Genomic DNA, 19,444 nt, shown 5'->3' with positions numbered 1-19,444 from the left:
CGAGCCTCCGTCAGATCACGCCGCGAGCGCGCCAGTCGTCGCGCGTCGCCGCATCGATGCCGAGCGATTCGAGCACCGTGTCGGTATCCGCGCCGAGCGCGGGCGCGGGCCGTGCGATGCGTCCCGGCGTCGCGGCGAGCTTCGGCACGATGCCCGGCACGAGCACCGGCGTGCCGTCGGGCAGCGCATCGTCGACGATCATGTCGCGCGCACGGTAGTGCGGATCGGACGCGATGTCCGCGACGTCGTAGATGCGGCCCGACGGAATGCGCGCTTCATGCAGGGCGGCGAGCACGTCGTCGAGATCGTGCTGCGCGGTCCAGGCGCCGATCGCCGCATCGAGGCGCTCGACCTGAGCGACGCGGCCGTCGTTGTGCGCGAGCGCGGGATCCTGGCCGAGGTCGGCGCGGCCGATCAGGTCCATCAGCCGCCGGAAGATGCTGTCGCCGTTGCCGGCGATCAATGCGTACTTGCCGTCGCGGCAGCGATACGCGTTGGTCGGCGCGATGCCGGGCAGGCTGCTGCCGGACGGCTGGCGCACCGTGCCGAACACCGCGTATTCGGGCAGCAGGCTTTCCATCATGTTGAAGACCGACTCGTACAGCGCGACGTCGACGACTTGCCCCGTGCCGCCCGGCCGATCGCGATGCCGCAGCGCGAGCAGCACGCCGATCACGCCGTGCAGCGCGGATAGCGAATCGCCGAGCGAGATGCCGACGCGCACCGGCGTACGGCCCGGCTCGCCGGTCAGATGCCGCAGCCCGCCCATCGCTTCGGCGATCGCACCGAAGCCCGGCCGGTCGCGGTACGGGCCGCTCTGCCCGTAGCCCGACACGCGCAGCATCACGAGCCGCGGGTTGATCGCCGACAGCGTGTCCCAGCCGAGCCCCCATCCTTCGAGCGTGCCGGGGCGGAAATTCTCGATCAGCACGTCGGCTTCGGCGACGAGGCGGCGCACGACGTCCTGTCCTTCGGGCGTGCGCAGATCGAGCGTCACCGACGACTTGTTGCGCGACTGCACGGCCCACCATACCGACGTGCCGTCGTGCAGCAGCCGCCATTTGCGCAGCGGGTCGCCGACGCCGGGCGGCTCGATCTTGATCACGTCCGCGCCGAATTCGGCGAGCATCCGGCCGGCGAACGGCCCGGCGATCAATTGCCCGAGTTCGAGCACACGGATGCCGTCGAGCGGTGTTGTCATGACTGTCTCCGATCAGGTAATGGGGTTCATGGCGGCGATCATGACTGCGTTTGCGCGGCGCGAAAATCGATCGATGCTCAAGCGCCCTTTCCGTTTCGGAAAGGCGTGCGCGGGCGATCGACGGTGTGTTGGCCGCGGAGAAGCGCGTACTTTCCGGCGCGGAAAGCGCAGAAGCGACGATGACGGGGGAATGGACCGGCGCCGCGTGGGATGCAGGGCGGTGGTGTGCGACGAGGGGAACGGCGGACAGAGGACGGCGGCTCAGGTAGCCGCGATCAGGCCGGCTGGAGCGGTTGGTGATCCGGTCGGCAAGCCCGTTAGGCGAGCCGATTTACAGCAGCGCCGCCGGTCGCGCGAGCATCGTCACGCGACGGCGGAAGTCGGGAAAACGCGGATTCGCGATGCGACGCCGCTCAGTAAGCCGACATCTCGACGCAAGGATCGACCTTCGACGGCGAGCAGATCGTCGAGTACTTCGCGCTTTCGCGCATCAGCGCTTCGCCTTGCTGCAGCGCGATCTTGATTTCCGGATGGCGTTCGTACGCGAGAAATGCCGAGCACACGACCGCGGACATCACGACGAGCGAGAACACGAATTTTTCGAGGGTTTGGAAACGTTCAGGCATGGTTCGACCTTTCAGCAAGGCCGACATTGTAACGCAAGATAAGGGTTTTCCCTATATCGAATTCGTCATACCGAAGATGCGCGGGAGGCGGCCGGGCGCGATGTTCGCGCCCTTTTTCGCCGTTAAGCCGCCGTCAAGCGCCCGTCGAAAGCGATGACGGGACCAGCGCGGCAATCGGGCTGCGTCGGCGTCGTGTCTTGACGGAAAGCCCGAAGACGATGAAAGCCGCCCTTTCCCTGCTCGTCGCTACCGCTGCGATCGCGGCGCCGCTCGCGTCGTTCGGGTCGTTCGCGCAGCCCGCCAAGCGGCCCGTGACGCGTGCCGAAGTGGTTGCGCAGCTGAGTCGACTCGAACTCGTCGGCTACAAGCCGTTCAAGAGCGCGTATCCGGACGACATTCAGACCGCCGAGGTGCGCGTCGCTGAGGCCACGGGCGTTGGCGCGGGAGCCAGACGTGTCGAGCGCTATCGGGCCGTCGCAGCCTGCGTCTGCACGTCGATGCCGCCGGGCGAATCGCGTCGAATCATGTCCAGCGGATTCGCATTGGCGCACGCCGCGCCATGCCGCTGTCGCTGTCGCTGTCGCTGTCGCTGTCGCTGTCGCTGCCAGCGTGATACGGCGAACGCCCCATCACCGCGCGGCGGCCGACGTGCCGCTCGCCCCGTTGCCGGGCCATGCTCGGCCGATCTTGTCGATCAGCGATTTGGCGGCGCCGGTCGCGATCGCCGCATCGACGCCCGAGGTCTGCCACGTGCCGTCGGCGGCCTGCACGAAGGTCAGATTCGCACGCGACGGCGTGTAATCGGCATTGCGCCACGTGACGACGACGTCGCACGTATAGGTCCGTTCGCCGGCCTTCCTGCAGTCGCCGTCGGGCTGGGCCGACACGACGTCGGCCGACACCGGCAGCGGCTGGCCGAATAGCGCGTTCAGGCCGCCGTGGTTCTCGGCTTCGAGCGCGCGGCGCACCGCGGCATCGACGTCCGACGATCCGGGGCCGTCGTGGATCAGGTTGCAGGCGGCCAGCAGCGTCGAGGCGCAGCCGAGGATCAGCAGCGAGTGAAACTTCATGGAGCGTTCGTCGATCGGTCAATAGCGTGGGTCAATAGCGGGCGGCCTGCGACGCTGCGCATGCGCGCCGCGGGGCCGGTACGCCGCGTAGTCTGCAACGTCCGCGCGACGCGCGCGGTATCCATTTGTAACCGATCGTGCGGACGGCACGCGCCCGCGACGCTACTGACGCTCCTGCTTCACGCGGCTCACGAGCTGCGTCGGGCTCACGAACTGCAGCGCGATCACGACCCACACGAGCGTGATCGCCATGTAGATCATCGCCATCGCGTCGATCGACTGCGGCGCGCGCACGCCGGTCGAAAACACCGCGTAGTACAGCGCAACGACGAGCGTCTGCGTGCTCGGACCGGCGGTGAAGAAGGTCAGCTCGAACATCCCGATCGTGCGCACGAGCACGAGCAGCCCGGCCGCGAGCATGCCCGGCACGAGCAGCGGCAGCAGCACGTAGCGGAAGTAGCGCCACGTGTTCGCGCCGAAGATCCGCGCGGCGGCTTCGAGGTTCGGATCGATCTGCTCGATGAACGGCGTCATCACGAGAATCACGAACGGCAGCGCCGGCACGAGGTTCGCGAGAATCACGCCGGATAGCGTGCCCGCGAGCCCGATCTTGTACATCGCCGTCGCCATCGGAATCCCGTACGTGACGGGCGGCACCATCAGCGGCAGCAGGAACACGAGCAACGCGAAACGCTTGCCGCGGAACTGCACGCGCGCGAGCGCATAGGCGGCCGGCACGCCGAGCGCGATCGACAGCAGCACGACCGCGCCGACGACTTCGACCGTCACCCAGAGCACGCTCGCGAGCTGGAAGTCCTCCCACGCCTTCGCGTACCAGTGCAGCGTGAAGCCCTGCGGCAGCGGCGTGCCGAACCAGCGCGTCGCGACCGAATTCACGGCGACGGTCGCGATCAGCAGCAGCACGTTCAGCAGAAAGAACGCCATCACGGCCCAGACGAGCGCATGCCATGCGCGGCCCGTCAGGCCGCCGCGCAACGCACGCGGCTTCGGCGTATCGGCCGGTCGCGCGTCCTGCGGCTCCTGCTTCGGCGGCCAGGCCGGTGCCGCATGATTGTCGATCGCCATCAGCCCTTGCCTCCCGTCACCGGACCCGAGTAGAAGAAACGGCGTGCGCCAAGCATCGACGCGACCACCAGCAGTTGCACGAAGCCCATCACGATCGCGATCGCCGACGCGAGCGAGTAGTCGTAGTTCTCGAACGCGGCTTCGGCCGCCGCGATCGAGATCACGCGCGTCGGGCCGGCCGGCGCGCCGAGCAGCACGGCCGACGGAAACACCGAGAACGCCTGCACGAACGACAGGCACGCGGCCATCGTGAGCCCCGGCACGAGCAGCGGCAGATAGATCTGGCGGAATTGCTGCCACGGATTCGCGCCGAGCGTCGCGGCCGCGCGCGCGAGCGTCGGGTCGATGCCGCTGATATACGAGAGCATGAGCAGGAACGCGAACGGAAAGCCCGACACGATCAGCGACAGCAGCACGCCCCAGTAGTTGTGCGTGAGACGCACTTCGTCCGCGTACAGATGCAGTCCGTGCAGCGCCTGCGGAAACCAGCCGTTCGGCCCGAAGTACGTGAGCATCCCGTCCGCGACGAGCACGGTGCCGAGCGTGACCGGGATCACGAGCAGCGTCGTCACGAACTTCTGGTACGGCGAATTGCGGCGCAGCGCGAACGCGACGGGCACCGACACGCCGACGTTGATCAGCGTCGCCGGCACCGCGAGCTTCAGCGTGACGAGCACGGTCGGCCACAGCGCGGTATCGGTGAAGAACTGCACGTAGTTCGCGAGCATTCCGCCGCCGTTCATCGGCTCGAACGACAGCACGAGGCCGTAGGCGAACGGGTAGATGAACAGCGCGACGATGAACGCGAGCGCGGGCGTGACGAGCCACGCCTTCGCGTCGCGCGGCGCGCTGCCGGACAGGAGCGTGCTCATGCGGCCTCCCGGCCGGCGGCCCGTGCCGTGCGCGGCATGCGGACGAGCGGGCGGCACGCGGTCATGGCGCGTCTCCCGGATAGACGAGCGTGCGCGACGGCGCGACGCGCAGCGTCAGCCGTTCGCCCGGTGCGAACTCGCCCGCCACGCGCGCCCAGATCGCGCCGAACGGCGCGAGCGCGCGGATCAGCGAATCGCGGCCGCCGTATTCGACCGTTTCGACCGTCGCCTCGAACGTGTTGTCGGCGGCGGCATCCGCGCGCTCGATATCGTCGGGCCGCAGCGCGACCGCGACCGCCTTGCCGTCGAAGCCCGCCATCGGCACGCCCGCGAGACGCACGCCGGCGGCCGCGACCGTCACGTAGTCGCCGGCCATCCCTTCGAGCATGAACGGCAGCACGTTGCGATAGCCCATGAAGCGTGCGACGTGCAGGTTGTGCGGGCGCGTATAGACCTCCTTCGGCGACGCGACCTGCTGCACGACGCCCTCCTTCATCACGACGATGCGGTCGGCCATCGACAGCGCCTCGTCCTGGTCGTGCGTCACGTAGATCGTCGCGCGCTCGAGCTGCGTATGGATGCGGCGGATCTCCGCGCGCATCTCGATGCGCAGCTTCGTATCGAGGTTCGACAGCGGCTCGTCCATCAGCACGAGCGGCGGCTCGATCACGATCGCGCGCGCGATCGCGACACGCTGCTGCTGGCCGCCCGACAGCTGGCCCGGCAGCTTGCCTTCGTGGCCGACGAGCTGCACGAGTTCGAGCGCCTGCTGCGCGCGACGGCGCGCTTCCTGCTTCGGCACACCGCGCATCTTCAGCCCGAAGCCGACGTTGTCGAGCACCGTCATGTGCGGAAACAGCGCGTAGTTCTGGAACACCATCCCGAACCCGCGACGCTCGGGCGGCAGCACGTCGATGCGCGTGTCGTCGAGCCAGATGCCGCCGCGCGTGAGCGGCTGCAGCCCGGCAATGCAGTTCAGCGCGGTCGACTTGCCGCAGCCCGACGGGCCGAGCAGCGCGATGAACTCGCCGCGGCGGATGTCGAGGTCGAGCCCGTTCAGCGCGGCCACCTGCGCGCCTTCCGCGTTGGTGAAGCTGCGACAGACGCCATCGAGCCGCAACCGTTCGAAACTGTGCTTCATGCCCCACACTCCGGTGACACGGGCGCACCGGCGCCCGCGGGTTCGACCGTCACTTCGACTTCTGCGAGCCGATCTCGCGGTCCCACTTCTGGAACGCGGCGACCATCGCCTGCGCACTGAGCGGCTGCACGTGCGGACGCTCGGCGAGCAGCTTCGCGTATTCGGGGCGGCCGAACTTGCGGATCACGTCCTGGCTGTGCGCGGGCGCCATCTCGAGCGTCACGCCCTTCACGGCCGGGCCGGGATAGAAGTAGCCGTCGTCGTAGGTCATCGCCTGCTGAGCCGGTTCGAGCAGGAAGGTCATCAGCTTGAACAGCACGTCGAGCTTGTCCTTCGGCACGCCCTTCGGAATCACCATGTAGTGCGCGTCGTTCACCCACGTCATGTTGTCGAACGCCTGGATCCGGAAGTCGGCCGGCACGATGCCGAGCGCGCGCGGGTTGATGTCCCAGCCGGTGACGGTCACCGTCATGTCGCGCGTGCCTTCGCCGAGCTCCTTCATCACGGCCGACGTGCCGCCCGGGTAGTACGGGATGCAGTCGTTGAGCTGCTTGAGGAAGGCCCAGGTCTTGTCCCAGCCGTTGATCGGGTCCTGCGGATTCTTGTCGCCGAGCACGTACGGCAGCCCCATCAGGAACGTGCGGCCCGGCCCCGAGTTCGCGGGCCGCGCGTAGATCAGCTTGTTCGGATGCGCCTTGCACCAGGCGAGCAACTGCTCGGGCGTCTTCGGCGGATCGCCGACCTTCGCCGGGTTGTATTCGAGCAGCGGGCCGGCCGGCATGTAGGTGACCTCGAGCCCGAAACCTTGCGCGAGATCCTGCATCTTGCGCGGGCCCGGCGCGTATTTGTCAAGCACGCCGGGGAGCGCGGCCGCATGGTCGGGCAGCAGCTTGAGCCAGAGGTTCTGCTCGATGCCGGCCGCGAGCGCGTCGGTGCCGGTCAGCACGAGGTCGATGTCCGCCCGCCCGGCCGCCTGCATCGCCTTGATCTTGCCCGGCAGTTGCGGCGCCGGCGCGTTCGTGAACGTGACGTTCGAGACGAGATTCGGATTGTTTTCCCTGAACGCCTCGATGGCCTTCTGCGTGAGCTGCAGGTTGCCCGCGACGTCGACGACATTCAGCGACACGGGCGCGGCGACGGCCGCCGCAGCCGACAACGTCAAACCCAGCGCGACGGCGATGCGGCGAACGATCCTGGTTGTGTTCATGTCTCCTCTCTGCGGTCAGTGGATGGGACCTTTCTTTCGGGAAATCATGACGGCGTTATACGATGTCGGTCAACAAAAAATCATGACAACCGGGGCGGGAATTTCCCTAACAAAAAGCTTTAATGAAACGGCGTCCGGCCGAGGAATCGGCTCGCTGCGTCCCGCGTGTTAAGACGTCATATAACGTCGCGCCGCGTTCGTCTGACGGTTCGCGGTGCCGCGCCGGACCGCGCATGCACCGCGCGGTGTCCTGCACCCGTTTCCCGAATCGGCTACAGTGGGCGTTTTCGGCGCGCCCGCTCGCGCTGCCGCCACGATCGCACCGCCCTCGCGGCGCACGTTGCGGCGGCGCCCGGGCGCGGATTCTTCAACTCGACGAACGTATCCCCATGTCCGATCTGTCCGCCTTTCCGATCACGCAGAAGTGGCCGGCCCAGCATCCCGACCGTCTCCAACTCTACTCGCTGCCGACGCCGAACGGCGTCAAGGTGTCGATCATGCTCGAGGAAACGGGGCTGCCGTACGAGCCGCATCTCGTGCGCTTCGACACGAACGACCAGTTCTCGCCGGCGTTCCTGTCGCTGAACCCGAACAACAAGATTCCCGCGATCCTCGATCCGAACGGTCCGGACGGCAAGCCGCTGCCGCTGTTCGAATCGGGCGCGATCCTGATCTATCTCGCCGACAAGACCGGCCAGCTGATTCCGAAGGATCCGGCCGGCCGCTACGAGGCGATCCAGTGGGTGATGTTCCAGATGGGCGGGATCGGGCCGATGTTCGGCCAGCTCGGCTTCTTCCACAAGTTCGCGGGCCGCGAGTACGAAGACAAGCGTCCGCGCGACCGCTACGTCGCCGAGTCGAAGCGCCTGCTCGGCGTGCTCGATGCGCATCTGTCGAACCGGCAGTGGATGATGGGCGACACCTATACGATCGCCGACATCGCGATCTTCCCGTGGGTGCGCAATCTCGTCGGTTTCTATGAAGCCGGCGATCTGGTCGGCTTCGGCGAGTTCCGCCACGTCGCGCGTGCGCTCGAGGCGTTCGTCGCGCGGCCGGCCGTTGTGCGCGGGCTGAACATTCCGGCGCGCGACTGAGCGCATGGCGGGCGCGCGGTACGCTGCCCGCCTCCTTTGCCGGCCCGCGCTTCGCACGGCGGACCGTGTCTGTCGGGCCGCGCTACTGCGGCCCGTTTTACGTCCGGCCGCCGCGACCGGGTGTCGACCGGCATTCTCCCGTTTCCGTCAGCCGTTGTTGCGGCCGCCACGCCGGTTGCGCGTTCGCGCCGATATGCGGTGTGCCTCTGCGTCGACCGCGCACGCGGCAACGGCCGGTGCGAACGCGCCGCGCGCCGCACGCTCAGCGTTCGCCCCCATACAGCGTCGAATCGGCGAAGCCTTCTGCATCGAGCACGCGTCCGACGAGGATCAGCGCGGTGCGTTCGATCGACGTGTGCCGCACCTTGGCCACGATATCGGCGAGCGTGCCGACGACGCGTTCCTCGTCGGGCCAGCTCGCGCGATACACGACCGCGACCGGACAGTCGGGCCCGTAGTGCGGCAGCACTTCGTCGACGATTTTTGCGAGATGGCGCACGCCGAGATGGATCGCGAGCGTCGCGCGATGCGCGGCGAGCGAGCCGAGCGTCTCGCCTTCGGGCATCGTCGTCTTGCCGGCGAAGCGCGTGAGGATCACCGTCTGTGCGACGCCCGGCAGCGTCAGCTCGACGCCGAGCGTCGCCGCGCATGCGGCAGTGGCCGTCACGCCCGGCACGATTTCATAGCGAATCCCGAGCGCCTTCAGCCGGCGGATCTGCTCGCCGATCGCGCCGTAGAGCGACGGATCGCCCGAATGCACGCGCGCGACGTCCTGCCCTTTCGCATGTGCGTCGGCGAGCAGCGCGACGATCGCGTCGAGATCGAGCTCCGCGGTATTGACGACCTGCTCCGCGCGATGGCCGTCGAGCACGGCCGCCGGCACGAGCGAGCCCGCATACAGAATCACCGGGCACGTGCGCACGAGGCGCTGGCCCTTCACCGTGATCAGCTCCGGGTCGCCGGGACCCGCGCCGATGAAATACACCGTCATCGAAAAAACTCCGTCAGTAGATGGGGCGATGCGCCGCGTCTCACGCGCGCGCGGCCGGATCGAGCGCAGCGAGCAGCGCGGCGGCCGACTCGAACGTGCGATCGGCATCGGGCAGCGTCGGCCGGCGCAGCATCACGACCGGCAGCCGGCGCTCGCGTGCGACCTCGAGCTTCGCTTCGGTCGCGCTGCCGCCGCTGTTCTTGCTGACGACGACGTCGATCCCCGCGAGCGCGAACAGCGCGCGTTCGCCGTCGAGCGTGAACGGCCCGCGCGCGACGACGATCTGTGCGCGCGCGTTGCCCGGATGCGCATCGAGGCAGCGCACGAGCCAGAACTGGTGCGGCGGGATCGCGTCGAGATGCGCGAGCGGTTCGCGACCGAGCGTGAACAGCGGCCGGCGGAACGGCGCGATCGCGGCCTCGATGCCGGCCCAGTCGTCGACCATGCGCCAGTCGTCGCCGGGTTGCGGCGTCCACGGCGCGCGGCGCAGTGCCCACAGCGGCACGCCGGCGTCGCGCGCGGCGGCGGCCGCGTTCGCGCTGATCCGCGCGGCGTACGGATGCGTCGCGTCGATCACGAGGCCGATCCGCTCGGCGCGCAGATACGCGCCAAGCGCCGCCGCACCGCCAAAGCCGCCGACGCGGACCGCGCAGCGTAGATCGTCCGGCACCTTGCCGAGCCCCGCGAGGCTGTAGACGTGCTGCGGGCCGAGCGCGCGCGCGATCGTCAGTGCGTCGCCGGTGCCGCCGAGCAGCAGGATGCGCGCGCTCATCGTGCGCTCCCGACGAAACGGCCCTGCCGGTCGATCGCGAACATCTCGACGGCGACCGACGCGGGCACGATGTCGCGCGCGACGCGCAGCGCATGCGCACAGACGATATCGCCGAGCGGCACGCCGTCCGCGCCGGCGAGCGCCAGCGCTTCGACGCTCGTATTGGCCGCGCGGATCGCGGCCTGCAACGCGTCGCTCGCGCCCGCATCGCGCGCCCACTGCGCGAGCAGCGGCAAGTCGATGCTCGAATGGCGGCTGTGCAGATCGAGATGGCCGGCCGCGAGCTTGCTCAGCTTGCCGAAGCCGCCGCACATCGACAGCCGCGCGACCGGCGCGCGCCGCAGATGCTTGAGCACCGCGCCCGCGAAATCGCCCATCTCGATCAGCGCGATGTCGGGCAGGCCGTAGTGCGCGCGCATCGCGTCCTCGCTCGCGTTTCCGGTGCACGCGGCGATATGCGCGACGCCGTTGGCGCGCGCGACGTCGATCCCCTGATGGATCGACGCGATGTACGCCGAACACGAGAACGGCCGCACGATGCCGGTCGTGCCGAGAATCGACAACCCGCCGACGATGCCGAGACGCGGATTCATCGTCTTCAGCGCGAGCGCCTCGCCGCCTTCGACGCCGATCGTCACGTCGAAGCCGCCCGTATAGCCCTGTTCGGCGGCGAGCGCGTCGAGGTGTGTCGTCATCATCTGGCGCGGCACCGGATTGATCGCCGGTTCGCCGATCGGCAGCGCGAGGCCCGCGCGCGTGACCGTGCCGACGCCCGGCCCCGCATGAAAACGCACGCCGCGTGCGCCGCCGAGCGCGACACGCGCGAAGATCAGCGCGCCGTGCGTGACGTCGGGATCGTCGCCGGCGTCCTTGATCGTGCCGGCTTCCGCGCCGTCGGCCGTCGCGCGGCAGAATTCGAGGCGCATCATCACGCGCTGCCCTTTCGGCAAGACGATTTCGACCGCGTCGTCCGCGCGGCCGGCGAGCAGCAGGCGCGACGCCGCGAGCGACGTCGCGGTCGCGCAACTACCGGTCGTATAGCCGAAGCGCAGCGGCGCGGGCCGTTCGGGCGTCTCGTCGCGCATCAGCGGCACTCCGCGGCGCACGGCGCGGCGGCCGTATCGGGTTTGCGCACGTCGTACAGCGTGACGGGCAGCGCCTGTCGCCAGGTGTCGAAGCGGCCGAGCGGTTCCGCATGCGCGATCGACACGCGCGTGAGCGTGCCGCCGTGCGCGTCGCGCCATCCGGCGAGCGCGACGTCGCCCTGCAGCGTGACCGCGTTCGCGACGAGCCGGCCGCCCGGTTTCAGCGCGGCCCAGCATGCGTCCAGCACGCCGGGCGTCGTCGCGCCGCCGCCGATGAAGATCGCGTCGGGCGCGGCCAATCCGGCTAGCGCATCGGGCGCGCGGCCGGCGACGAGCTGCAGGCCCGGCACGCCGAGCGCGTCGCGGTTGTGTTCGATGAAGCGCTGCCGCTCCGCATGCGATTCGATCGCGATCGCCTGACACGACGGATGCGCGCGCATCCATTCGATGCCGATCGAGCCGCTGCCCGCACCGACGTCCCACAGCAGTTCGCCGGGCGCCGGCGCGAGGCGCGCGAGCGTCAGCGCGCGCATGTCGCGCTTCGTCAGCTGGCCGTCGTGGCGATAGGCGTCGTCGGGCAGCCCGGGCGTCAGCGCGCGGCGCGGCGCGTCGGGGCCGGCTTCGCAATCGAGCGCGACGAGATTGAGCGCGGCCGTCTCTTCGACGTTCCAGTCTTGCGCGAGACCGTCGATGCGCCGCTCGAGCGGGCCGCCGAGGTGTTCGAACACGCTCATGCGCGTCGGGCCGAAGCCGCGCGCGACGAGCTCGGCCGCGACGGCGGCCGGCGTGCGGCCGTCCGCGCTCAGCACGAAGAGGCGCCGGCCCGGCAGCAGATGGCGCGCGAGCGTCGCGAGCGGGCGGCCGACCAGCGACACGGCGCCGACGTCCTGCAGCGGCCAGCCGAGCCGCGCGGCCGCCAGCGACAGCGATGACGGCGCCGGCAGCACGCGCCATTCGTCGCCGCTGAGCCGGCGCGCGAGCGTCGCGCCGACGCCGAACAGCATCGGATCGCCGCTCGCGAGCACGCAGACGGGCGAGCCGCGCCGCGCGAGCACGCCCGACAGGTCGAACGGCGACGGCCACGCTTCGCGCGCGGCCGGCAGTCGCGACGGCAACATGTCGAGATGCCGCTTCGCGCCGACGACGAGCGTCGCGTCGAGCAGCGCGCGGCGTGCGGCGCGGCCGAGCCCCGCGAAGCCGTCGTCGCCGATGCCCACCACCGTCAGCCATGCCGTCATGCACCCTTCCCCATCGTTCGTCCTGTTGCCGCCGCGTACCGGTCTGCATCGCCAAAAACGGGATAGTACCGTGTTCGACTCCGCGTTTCACCGGCAGGCAGGACGGCGCTTCGCGCAGGCCGGCGATTCGGCGCGCGGCCGATTCAGCTGATTCGGCTGATGAAGATTCAGCCGATGAAATATCTGCGACGAGCGCACGGCATGCGCCGCCCGGCGACCGAAGAACAGCTTCGGCACGGCGGCGCTGCCGTCCACGTGCCGCCGCACGGTTTTCCGGTCGCGAGCCGCCCGCGAAATCGGGTATCCTACGCGCGTTCGTTCGCCGGTGCCCTTCGGGGCCGAAGAGGGAACACAGGGCGCATCGCGCCGCTGTGGCTGCCCCCGCAACTGTAGACAGCGAGCCGATCTCCCCCTCATGCCACTGGTTTCACCGGGAAGGCCGGGAGCAGGCGCCGACCTGTCAGCCAGGAGACCTGCCGGCCTGAAAGTGCGTGCGTGCCAGCCGGCGTCGGGCGGGGTGTACCGATGCGTTGGCCGCGGCGCGACACTGTCCCGGTGCCCCGTTGAGTCCCGCCTTCTCCGTTCCGTTTACCGCGTCGCCTGTCGCGCGCCCGTCGGCTTGTCCGGGGCTCGTGCGCATCGTCGCGGCCGCCGACGGCGGACTGTGCCGGATCAAGCTGCCGGGCGGCCGGCTCGACGCGAACCAGGCACGCACGATCGCCGCCGCCGCGCGCAGGTACGGCTCCGGCGCGATCGACGCGACCAATCGCGCGAACCTGCAGATACGCGGGATCCGCGGCGGCGCGGCCGATGCGCTCGTGCGCGCCTTGCTCGATGCGCAGCTCGGCCCGCACGCGGCCGAGATGCGCGCGCTCGACGACGCAGCCGCGCTGGCCGCGAGCGACGATGCACGCAACCTGATGCTGAGCCCGCTCGCCGGTCACGACCGCGCGGCGCTCGTCGACAGCCGCGCGTTCGCCGCGCCGCTGCTCGATCTGCTCGCGACGGATCCGCGCCGCGGCGAGCTGTCGCCGAAATTCTCGATCCAGTTCGACGGCGGCGAATCGGTCGCCGCGCTCGATCATCCGCACGACATCTGGCTCGCCGCATGGCGCCGCGACGACGGCGCGACGCGCATCGCGGCCGGCCTCGCCGGCTGTCCGCCGACTTCGCACGACGACGCCCCCGCGGCCGTCGACGTGGCGCCGGAGCACACGGTCGCACTCGTTCGCGCGCTGCTGCACGCGTTCCTCGATCTCGCACCGGCCGACGTCACGCGGATGCGTACGCTGCTCGCCGCGTGCGGCGAAGCTGCGCTGCTGACGCGCGCGCAACGCGACCTGCCCTTCGCACTGACTGCCGATCCCGCGCTGGCCCGCTGGCGGCGTGCGCCGTCCGATCCCGCGTGGCGCTTCGGCGCGCGCGCGTCGGTCGACGCGTCGCGCTGCAGCGTCGGCGCGCAGTTCGCGCTCGGACGGCTCGACGCCGCGCAACTGGAACGGCTCTCGGCACTGGCCGATGCATACGGCGACGGCACGCTGACGATGACGCCGTGGCAAGGCGTGTTCGTGCACGGCGTCGTGCACGCGCAGGCGCCGGCCGTGCTCGAGGCGCTCGCGGCGCTCGGTCTCGTCTGCGCGCCGTCCGATCCGCGCGCGACGCTCGTCGCGTGCGCGGGCAGCACGGGCTGCGCGAAAGCGCGCGCCGACACGAAACGCGACGCGCTCGCGCTCGCTGCGCATGTCGGCCGGCCGCTCGACGTGCATCTGAGCGGCTGCGAGCGGCATTGCGCACTGCCGCGCACGGCGGCGCATACGCTCGTCGCGGTCGCGCCGGCGCGCTACGACCTGTATCGGCGCGATGTCGCGGCGGCCTCGCCCGGCATCGCGCTCGCCCACCATCTGACGATCGACCGCGCCGCGGCGCTGATTGCGCGCACGCGACACGACCACGACTCCAGCCAGGACACCACCGATGATTGACTATCTACGCGACGGGCAAGAGATCTACCGCCAGTCGTTCGCGACGATCCGCGCCGAGGCCGACCTGTCGCGGATTCCGCCCGACCTCGAGAAGCTCGCGGTGCGCGTGATCCACGCGTGCGGAATGGTCGACGTCGTCTACGATCTGCGGTTTTCCGAGGGCGCCGGCGCGGCCGGCCGTGCGGCGCTCGCGGCCGGCGCGCCGATCCTTTGCGATGCGCGGATGGTCGCCGAAGGAATCACGCGCGCGCGGCTGCCCGCCGGCAATCGCGTGCTCTGCACGCTGAACGCGCCCGAAGTGCCCGACCTCGCGCGGCAGCTCGGCAACACGCGTTCGGCCGCCGCGCTCGAACTGTGGCGCCCGCACCTGGCCGGCAGCATCGTCGCGATCGGCAACGCGCCGACCGCGCTGTTCCATCTGCTCGACATGATCGACGCCGGCGCGCCGCGGCCCGCGCTGATTCTCGGCTTTCCGGTCGGCTTCATCGGCGCGGCCGAGTCGAAGGCGCTGCTCACCGACGATAGCCGCGGCGTGCCGTACGTCGCACTGCTCGGCCGGCGCGGCGGCAGCGCGATGGCGGCCGCCGCAGTGAACGCACTCGCGTCGGAGGCCGAATGACGGCCGCGCGCGGACGCCTGTTCGGGATCGGCGTCGGCCCCGGCGACCCGGAACTGATGACGCTGAAGGCACTGCGTCTGCTGCAGGCTGCGCCGGTGGTCGCGTATTTCGTCGCAAAAGGCAAGAAAGGCAACGCGTACGGCATCGTCGAAGCGCACTTGCGCGACTCGCAGCTGCAGCTGCCGCTCGTCTATCCGGTAACGACGGAGGCGCTGCCGCCGCCGCTCTGCTACGAAACCGTGATCGCCGACTTCTACGACACCGCTGCCCACATCGTCGCATCGCATCTCGACGCGGGCCGCGACGTCGCGGTGATCTGCGAGGGCGATCCGTTCTTCTACGGGTCGTACATGTATCTGCACGATCGCCTCGCGCCGCGCTACGACACCGAGATCGTGCCGGGCGTGTGCGCGATGCTCGGCGGCACGGCCGTGCTCGGTCAGCCGCTCGTGTATCGCAACCAGAGCCTGTCGGTACTGTCCGGCGTGCTGCCCGAGCACGAGCTGCGCACGCGTCTCGCTCAGGCGGACGCGGCCGTCGTGATGAAGCTCGGCCGCAATTTCGACAAGGTGCGCCGCGTGCTCGACGAGCTCGGGCTCGCGCAGCGTGCGCGCTATGTGGAGCGCGCGACGATGGCGAGCCAGCGCATCGTGCCGCTCGACGAAGTCGATCCGATGGCGTCGCCGTATTTCTCGCTGCTCGTCGTGCCGGGGGAAAAATGGCAAGGATGACGACGCCGCCGGCGATCGTGGTGCTCGGCGCCGGTGCGCTCGACACCGCACGACGCATCCAGGCGCGCTATCCGGGCGCGCAGGTGCACGGGCTTGCGTCACGTGTCGACGCGGACGTGCGCTTCGACGAACTCGGCGCGCATCTGCGCGAACTGTATGCGCGCGGGCTGCCGATCGTCGCGCTGTGCGCGGCCGGCATCGTGATCCGCTGCATCGCGCCCGCGCTCGCGGACAAAGGCGTCGAGCCGCCCGTGCTCGCGGTGGCCGAGGACGGCTCGGCCGTCGTGCCGCTGCTCGGCGGGCTGACGGGCGTCAACGCGATCGCGCGCGAGATCGCCGCACAACTCGGGATCGCGCCGGCGATCACGACGAGCGGGGAACTGCGATTCGGCGCGTGCGTGCTGAACCCGCCCGACGGCTATGTGCTCGCCGATCTCGCGCAGGGCAAGCGCTTCGTGTCGGATTTGCTCGCCGGTGCGTCGACGCGCATCGACGGCCCCGCACCGTGGCTCGACGATGTCGCGCTGCCGCGCGACGCGGCGGCGGCCCATGCGATCCGCGTGACGCCCGACGCGGTGCGCGTCGCACGCGACGAACTGGTGATTCATCCGCGCAGCGTCGTGGTCGGCATCGGCCCGCACGCGAGCCGCGCGGCCGAACCGCTCGCCGTGCGGATCGACGCACTGCTCGACGCATGCGGGCTTGCGCGGCGTGCGCTCGCGGCGATCGTCGCGCCTGCGTCGACCATCGGCGATTCTGCGCTCGATAGCGCCGCCGAAGCGCTCGACGTGCCGCTGCGTTTCGTCGATGCGGACGACGGCGCCGATGCCGGCATGGACGCCGCCGCCCTGCTCGCGCGCGCACTGCGCGTGCCGCACGCGTTGCGCGGCGAAGCGGACGGCCTCGCGTGCACGGTCGCGACGCAGCCTGTCGATGCGGCGACGCTCGGCCGCGGACGCGGCCGCCTGACCGTGCTCGGGCTCGGGCCCGGCGGCGCCGCGTGGCTGACGCCCGCGGCGCGCGCGGCGCTCGCCGATGCGACCGACATTCTCGGCTACACGACGTACGTGAACATGGCCGGTCCGTTCCGCGCCGATCAGCGCGTGCACGGCACCGACAATCGCGAGGAAATGCAGCGCGCGCGCCATGCGTTCCAGCTGGCGGCCGCCGGCCGGCGTGTGGCGGTCGTATCGTCCGGCGATCCGGGCGTGTTCGCGATGGCCGCCGCCGTGCTCGAAGCGCTCGACGACGCACGCGATCCGCAGTGGGCTGCGGTCGACCTGCGGATCGAGCCCGGCGTATCGGCATCGCTCGCGACTGCCGCACAGGTCGGCGCACCGCTCGGCCACGACTTCTGCGCGATTTCGCTGTCGGACAACCTGAAGCCGTGGGACGTGATCGAAACGCGTTTGCGGCATGCGGCCGAAGCCGATCTCGTGATGGCGTTCTACAACCCGATCTCGCGCGCGCGACCTTGGCAGCTCGATCGTGCGCTCGACGTCGTGCGCGCGCACCGTGCGGCCGATACGGTCGTCGTGCTCGGCCGCGACATCGGCCGCCCCGGCGCAACGCTCGCGACGACGACGCTCGGCGCGCTGCGCAGCGATCAGGTGGACATGCGGACGATGGTGATCGTCGGCTCGTCGACGACGCGGCGCTTTGCGATCGGCGCCGGACGCGAGTGGGTCTATACGCCGCGCTGGTATCGATGAGCGACGCGCCGCGCACTGAGGCGTGCGCGGCAGCGGCACGCCCGGGCGTTACGCGCGCGCGTAATCGGCGAGCAGCCGCGCCTTCGCGTCGACGAGCAGCGCCGCGTGCGCGTCGCGATGCTGGCGAATCCGCTCGGTCGGCCCGACGACCGACAGCCCGTACCAGTCGCCGTCGAGCGGTAGCGCGACCGCGATCGCCGACAGCTCCGGCGCGCTCTCGCCGAAGTTTTCGGCCCAGCCGCGCTTGCGAAAGCGCGCCGTCTGCGCGACGAGCGCCGGCAGATCGGCGACGGTCGCCGCGGTGAAGCGCTCGAACGTCAACGCTTCGCCGAGCGCCTGCTGCGCATCGCCGGCAAGTTCCGCGAAGATCGCCTTGCCGATCGAGTTCGCATGCAGCGGACGCAATTCGCCGGGCTGGCTCGTATAGCGGATCGCCTGCTCCGATTCGACGACGTCGAGATAGGCGATCGACGCGCGCTGAATCTTGCCGAGCACGGCCGTTTCGCGGCTCGCGTCGCGCAGCGCGACGAGATACGGATGGACGATGTCGACGACGGGATCGGTCGCGTCGATCGCGGCCGCGATCGTCTGCAGACGCCGCGTCGGATAGTAGCCGCCGCGCTTGCGCACTTCGTACAGATAGCCGCGGCTCACGAGCGTGCGCGCCATCGCGAGACAGCTCGACGCCGGCACGTTCAGCAGGCGCGCGAGTTCGGTAAGCGACAGCGGCCGCCGTTCGGCGGCGAACAGTTCGAACAGGTCGAGCGTGCGGGCAACGAGTTTGACGTCCATGACGAGCGCTTGAAACGGAACGGGAAAACGCGCGCCGGACGGCCGCCGCGCATCAGTACGATTTCGGCAGCCCGAGCACCTTCTCCGCGATGTAGCACAGGATCAGTTGCGGACTCACGGGCGCGAGCCTCGGAATCATACACTCGCGCAGGTAGCGCTCGACGTGGTATTCCTTGGCGTAACCCATCCCGCCGTGCGTCGCCACCGCCGTCTGGCACGCGTGGAACGCGGCTTCCGCGCCGAGATATTTCGCGGCGTTGGCCTCCGCGCCGCACGGCTGCCCCGCGTCGTAGCGCGTCGCGGCCTTCATCACCATCAGCCACGCGGCCTCGAGCTGCATCCACGCGAGCGCGAGCGGATGCTGGATCGCCTGGTTCTGCCCGATCGGCCGGCCGAACACCACGCGTTCGTTCGCATACTGCGTCGCGCGGCGCAGCGCCGCCTGCCCGAGGCCGATCGCTTCGGCCGCAATCAGGATGCGCTCGGGATTGAGCCCGTGCAGCAGATAGCGGAAGCCTTCGCCTTCGGCGCCGATCAGGTCGTCGCGCGGCACGCGCAAGTTGTCGATGAACAGCATGTTCGAGTCGACCGCCTTGCGGCCCATCTTGTCGATCTCGCGCACTTCGACGCGCGAACGGTCGAGATCGGTATAGAACAGGCTGAGCCCGTCGGTCGGCTTCGCGATCTGTTCGAGCGGTGTCGTGCGCGCGATGATCAACATCTTGTTCGCGACCTGCGCGGTCGAGATCCAGATCTTGCGGCCGCTCAGCACGTAATGATCGCCGTCGCGACGCGCCTGCGTGGTCAGATGCGTGGTGTCGAGCCCGGCGTCGGGCTCGGTCACCGCGAAGCAGGCCTTGTCGCGGCCCGCGATCAGCGGCGGCAGGAAGCGCGCCTTCTGCGCGTCGCTGCCGAACACCTGCACGGGATTCAGCCCGAAGATGTTCATGTGCACGGCCGACGCGCCCGACAATCCTGCGCCCGACGCGCTGATCGCGCGCATCATCAGCGCCGCTTCCGTCATTCCGAGGCCGGCGCCGCCGTAGGCCGGATCCATCGCGATGCCGAGCCAGCCGGCCTCCGCAAGCGCCGCGTGAAAATCGTGCGGGAAGCCGCCGGCGCGATCGCGTTCGAGCCAGTAGTCGTCGCCGAAGCGCGCGCAGATTTTGTCGATCGCGCGCTCGATCGCGCGCTGGTCGTCGGTCAGGTCGAACTGCATGGACTG

Annotated in this window: 18 protein-coding genes, 1 pseudogene and 1 riboswitch; of the genes and pseudogenes, 6 read left to right on the top strand and 13 right to left on the bottom strand. The window is 69.9% G+C overall.

Going from position 1 to position 19,444, the window contains the following annotated elements; genetic code table 11:
* Positions 1–10: 10 nt before the first annotated feature.
* Both ACSHSS_RS06100 and ACSHSS_RS06095 read right to left on the bottom strand, forming a co-directional pair.
* Positions 11–1,201: a CaiB/BaiF CoA transferase family protein gene (locus tag ACSHSS_RS06100; protein WP_105763819.1), complete on the bottom strand. Its 1,191-nt coding sequence runs from the start codon at positions 1,199–1,201 to the stop codon at positions 11–13.
* A 413-nt stretch (positions 1,202–1,614) separates the two neighbouring features.
* On the bottom strand, positions 1,615–1,827 hold the full coding sequence (locus ACSHSS_RS06095; RefSeq protein ID WP_006414192.1) for a hypothetical protein: 213 nt from the start codon (positions 1,825–1,827) through the stop codon (positions 1,615–1,617).
* Positions 1,828–2,045: 218 nt separating this feature from the next.
* Here ACSHSS_RS06095 and ACSHSS_RS06090 point away from each other — a divergent pair.
* Positions 2,046–2,156, top strand: a pseudogene (locus ACSHSS_RS06090) (DUF4148 domain-containing protein); the annotation flags it as partial.
* A 300-nt stretch (positions 2,157–2,456) separates the two neighbouring features.
* Here the strand turns inward: ACSHSS_RS06090 and ACSHSS_RS06085 are convergent.
* The 5 genes from ACSHSS_RS06085 to ACSHSS_RS06065 all read right to left on the bottom strand — a co-directional run bounded on the left by ACSHSS_RS06085 (position 2,457) and on the right by ACSHSS_RS06065 (position 7,203).
* Positions 2,457–2,897, bottom strand: coding sequence for a hypothetical protein (locus ACSHSS_RS06085; RefSeq protein WP_105752432.1), 441 nt, complete (start codon positions 2,895–2,897; stop codon positions 2,457–2,459).
* 162 nt (positions 2,898–3,059) lie between these two features.
* Positions 3,060–3,983 carry an ABC transporter permease gene (locus ACSHSS_RS06080; RefSeq protein ID WP_217115226.1) on the bottom strand — a complete coding sequence of 308 codons (924 nt, stop codon included), beginning with the start codon at positions 3,981–3,983 and terminating at the stop codon, positions 3,060–3,062.
* The gene (locus ACSHSS_RS06075; protein WP_006414195.1) at positions 3,983–4,855 is read right to left on the bottom strand and encodes an ABC transporter permease; all 873 of its coding nucleotides are present in this window, start codon (positions 4,853–4,855) and stop codon (positions 3,983–3,985) included. Before ACSHSS_RS06075 ends, ACSHSS_RS06080 begins: the two co-directional genes overlap by 1 nt.
* Positions 4,856–4,916: 61 nt before the next feature.
* Complete coding sequence (locus tag ACSHSS_RS06070; protein WP_059940969.1) at positions 4,917–5,996, bottom strand: ABC transporter ATP-binding protein; 1,080 nt, start codon at positions 5,994–5,996, stop codon at positions 4,917–4,919.
* 49 nt (positions 5,997–6,045) lie between these two features.
* Entirely contained in the window at positions 6,046–7,203 is a 1,158-nt protein-coding gene (locus ACSHSS_RS06065) for an ABC transporter substrate-binding protein (RefSeq protein WP_445544711.1), read from the bottom strand.
* 389 nt (positions 7,204–7,592) lie between these two features.
* On the opposite strand from ACSHSS_RS06065, the gene ACSHSS_RS06060 reads away from it, so the two are divergent.
* A complete protein-coding gene (locus ACSHSS_RS06060; RefSeq protein WP_060043087.1) occupies positions 7,593–8,297 on the top strand; it encodes a glutathione S-transferase N-terminal domain-containing protein in 705 nt (234 codons plus the stop codon).
* 262 nt (positions 8,298–8,559) lie between these two features.
* Here the strand turns inward: ACSHSS_RS06060 and cobM are convergent, their stop codons facing one another.
* The 4 genes from cobM to cbiE are packed head-to-tail and all read right to left on the bottom strand — an operon-like array spanning position 8,560 to position 12,383.
* The gene (cobM, locus tag ACSHSS_RS06055) at positions 8,560–9,288 is read right to left on the bottom strand and encodes a precorrin-4 C(11)-methyltransferase (RefSeq protein WP_445544710.1); all 729 of its coding nucleotides are present in this window, start codon (positions 9,286–9,288) and stop codon (positions 8,560–8,562) included.
* A 40-nt stretch (positions 9,289–9,328) separates the two neighbouring features.
* The gene (locus ACSHSS_RS06050) at positions 9,329–10,060 is read right to left on the bottom strand and encodes a cobalt-precorrin-6A reductase (RefSeq protein ID WP_445544709.1); all 732 of its coding nucleotides are present in this window, start codon (positions 10,058–10,060) and stop codon (positions 9,329–9,331) included.
* Positions 10,057–11,145: a cobalt-precorrin-5B (C(1))-methyltransferase gene (locus ACSHSS_RS06045; protein ID WP_253578366.1), complete on the bottom strand. Its 1,089-nt coding sequence runs from the start codon at positions 11,143–11,145 to the stop codon at positions 10,057–10,059. Before ACSHSS_RS06045 ends, ACSHSS_RS06050 begins: the two co-directional genes overlap by 4 nt.
* The gene (cbiE, locus tag ACSHSS_RS06040) at positions 11,145–12,383 is read right to left on the bottom strand and encodes a precorrin-6y C5,15-methyltransferase (decarboxylating) subunit CbiE (RefSeq protein ID WP_105855446.1); all 1,239 of its coding nucleotides are present in this window, start codon (positions 12,381–12,383) and stop codon (positions 11,145–11,147) included. Before cbiE ends, ACSHSS_RS06045 begins: the two co-directional genes overlap by 1 nt.
* 306 nt (positions 12,384–12,689) lie before the next feature.
* Positions 12,690–12,878, top strand: a riboswitch (cobalamin riboswitch).
* Between the two features lie 68 nt (positions 12,879–12,946).
* Between cbiE and cobG the strand changes: the two genes are divergently transcribed.
* The 4 genes from cobG to cobJ are packed head-to-tail and all read left to right on the top strand — an operon-like array spanning position 12,947 to position 17,427.
* Positions 12,947–14,365 (top strand): precorrin-3B synthase, encoded by a 1,419-nt coding sequence (gene cobG, locus ACSHSS_RS06035; RefSeq protein ID WP_445544708.1) that lies wholly within the window; start codon positions 12,947–12,949, stop codon positions 14,363–14,365.
* Positions 14,358–14,984: a precorrin-8X methylmutase gene (locus tag ACSHSS_RS06030; protein ID WP_445544707.1), complete on the top strand. Its 627-nt coding sequence runs from the start codon at positions 14,358–14,360 to the stop codon at positions 14,982–14,984. The genes cobG and ACSHSS_RS06030 overlap by 8 nt, the downstream gene beginning before the upstream one ends.
* Positions 14,981–15,715 (top strand): precorrin-2 C(20)-methyltransferase, encoded by a 735-nt coding sequence (locus ACSHSS_RS06025; RefSeq protein ID WP_445544706.1) that lies wholly within the window; start codon positions 14,981–14,983, stop codon positions 15,713–15,715. Before ACSHSS_RS06030 ends, ACSHSS_RS06025 begins: the two co-directional genes overlap by 4 nt.
* Positions 15,712–17,427: a precorrin-3B C(17)-methyltransferase gene (cobJ, locus tag ACSHSS_RS06020; RefSeq protein WP_445544705.1), complete on the top strand. Its 1,716-nt coding sequence runs from the start codon at positions 15,712–15,714 to the stop codon at positions 17,425–17,427. Before ACSHSS_RS06025 ends, cobJ begins: the two co-directional genes overlap by 4 nt.
* Positions 17,428–17,475: 48 nt before the next feature.
* On the opposite strand, the gene ACSHSS_RS06015 is transcribed toward cobJ, so the two are convergent.
* Together ACSHSS_RS06015 and ACSHSS_RS06010 are read right to left on the bottom strand one after the other, a co-directional pair.
* Complete coding sequence (locus ACSHSS_RS06015; protein ID WP_054316776.1) at positions 17,476–18,219, bottom strand: IclR family transcriptional regulator; 744 nt, start codon at positions 18,217–18,219, stop codon at positions 17,476–17,478.
* Between the two features lie 52 nt (positions 18,220–18,271).
* Positions 18,272–19,438, bottom strand: coding sequence for an acyl-CoA dehydrogenase family protein (locus ACSHSS_RS06010; protein WP_445544704.1), 1,167 nt, complete (start codon positions 19,436–19,438; stop codon positions 18,272–18,274).
* Between the last annotated feature and the right edge of the window lie 6 nt (positions 19,439–19,444).

The organism is Burkholderia sp. BC1, assembly GCF_052683555.1.
This window is presented reverse-complemented; position numbering and strand designations above follow the sequence as displayed.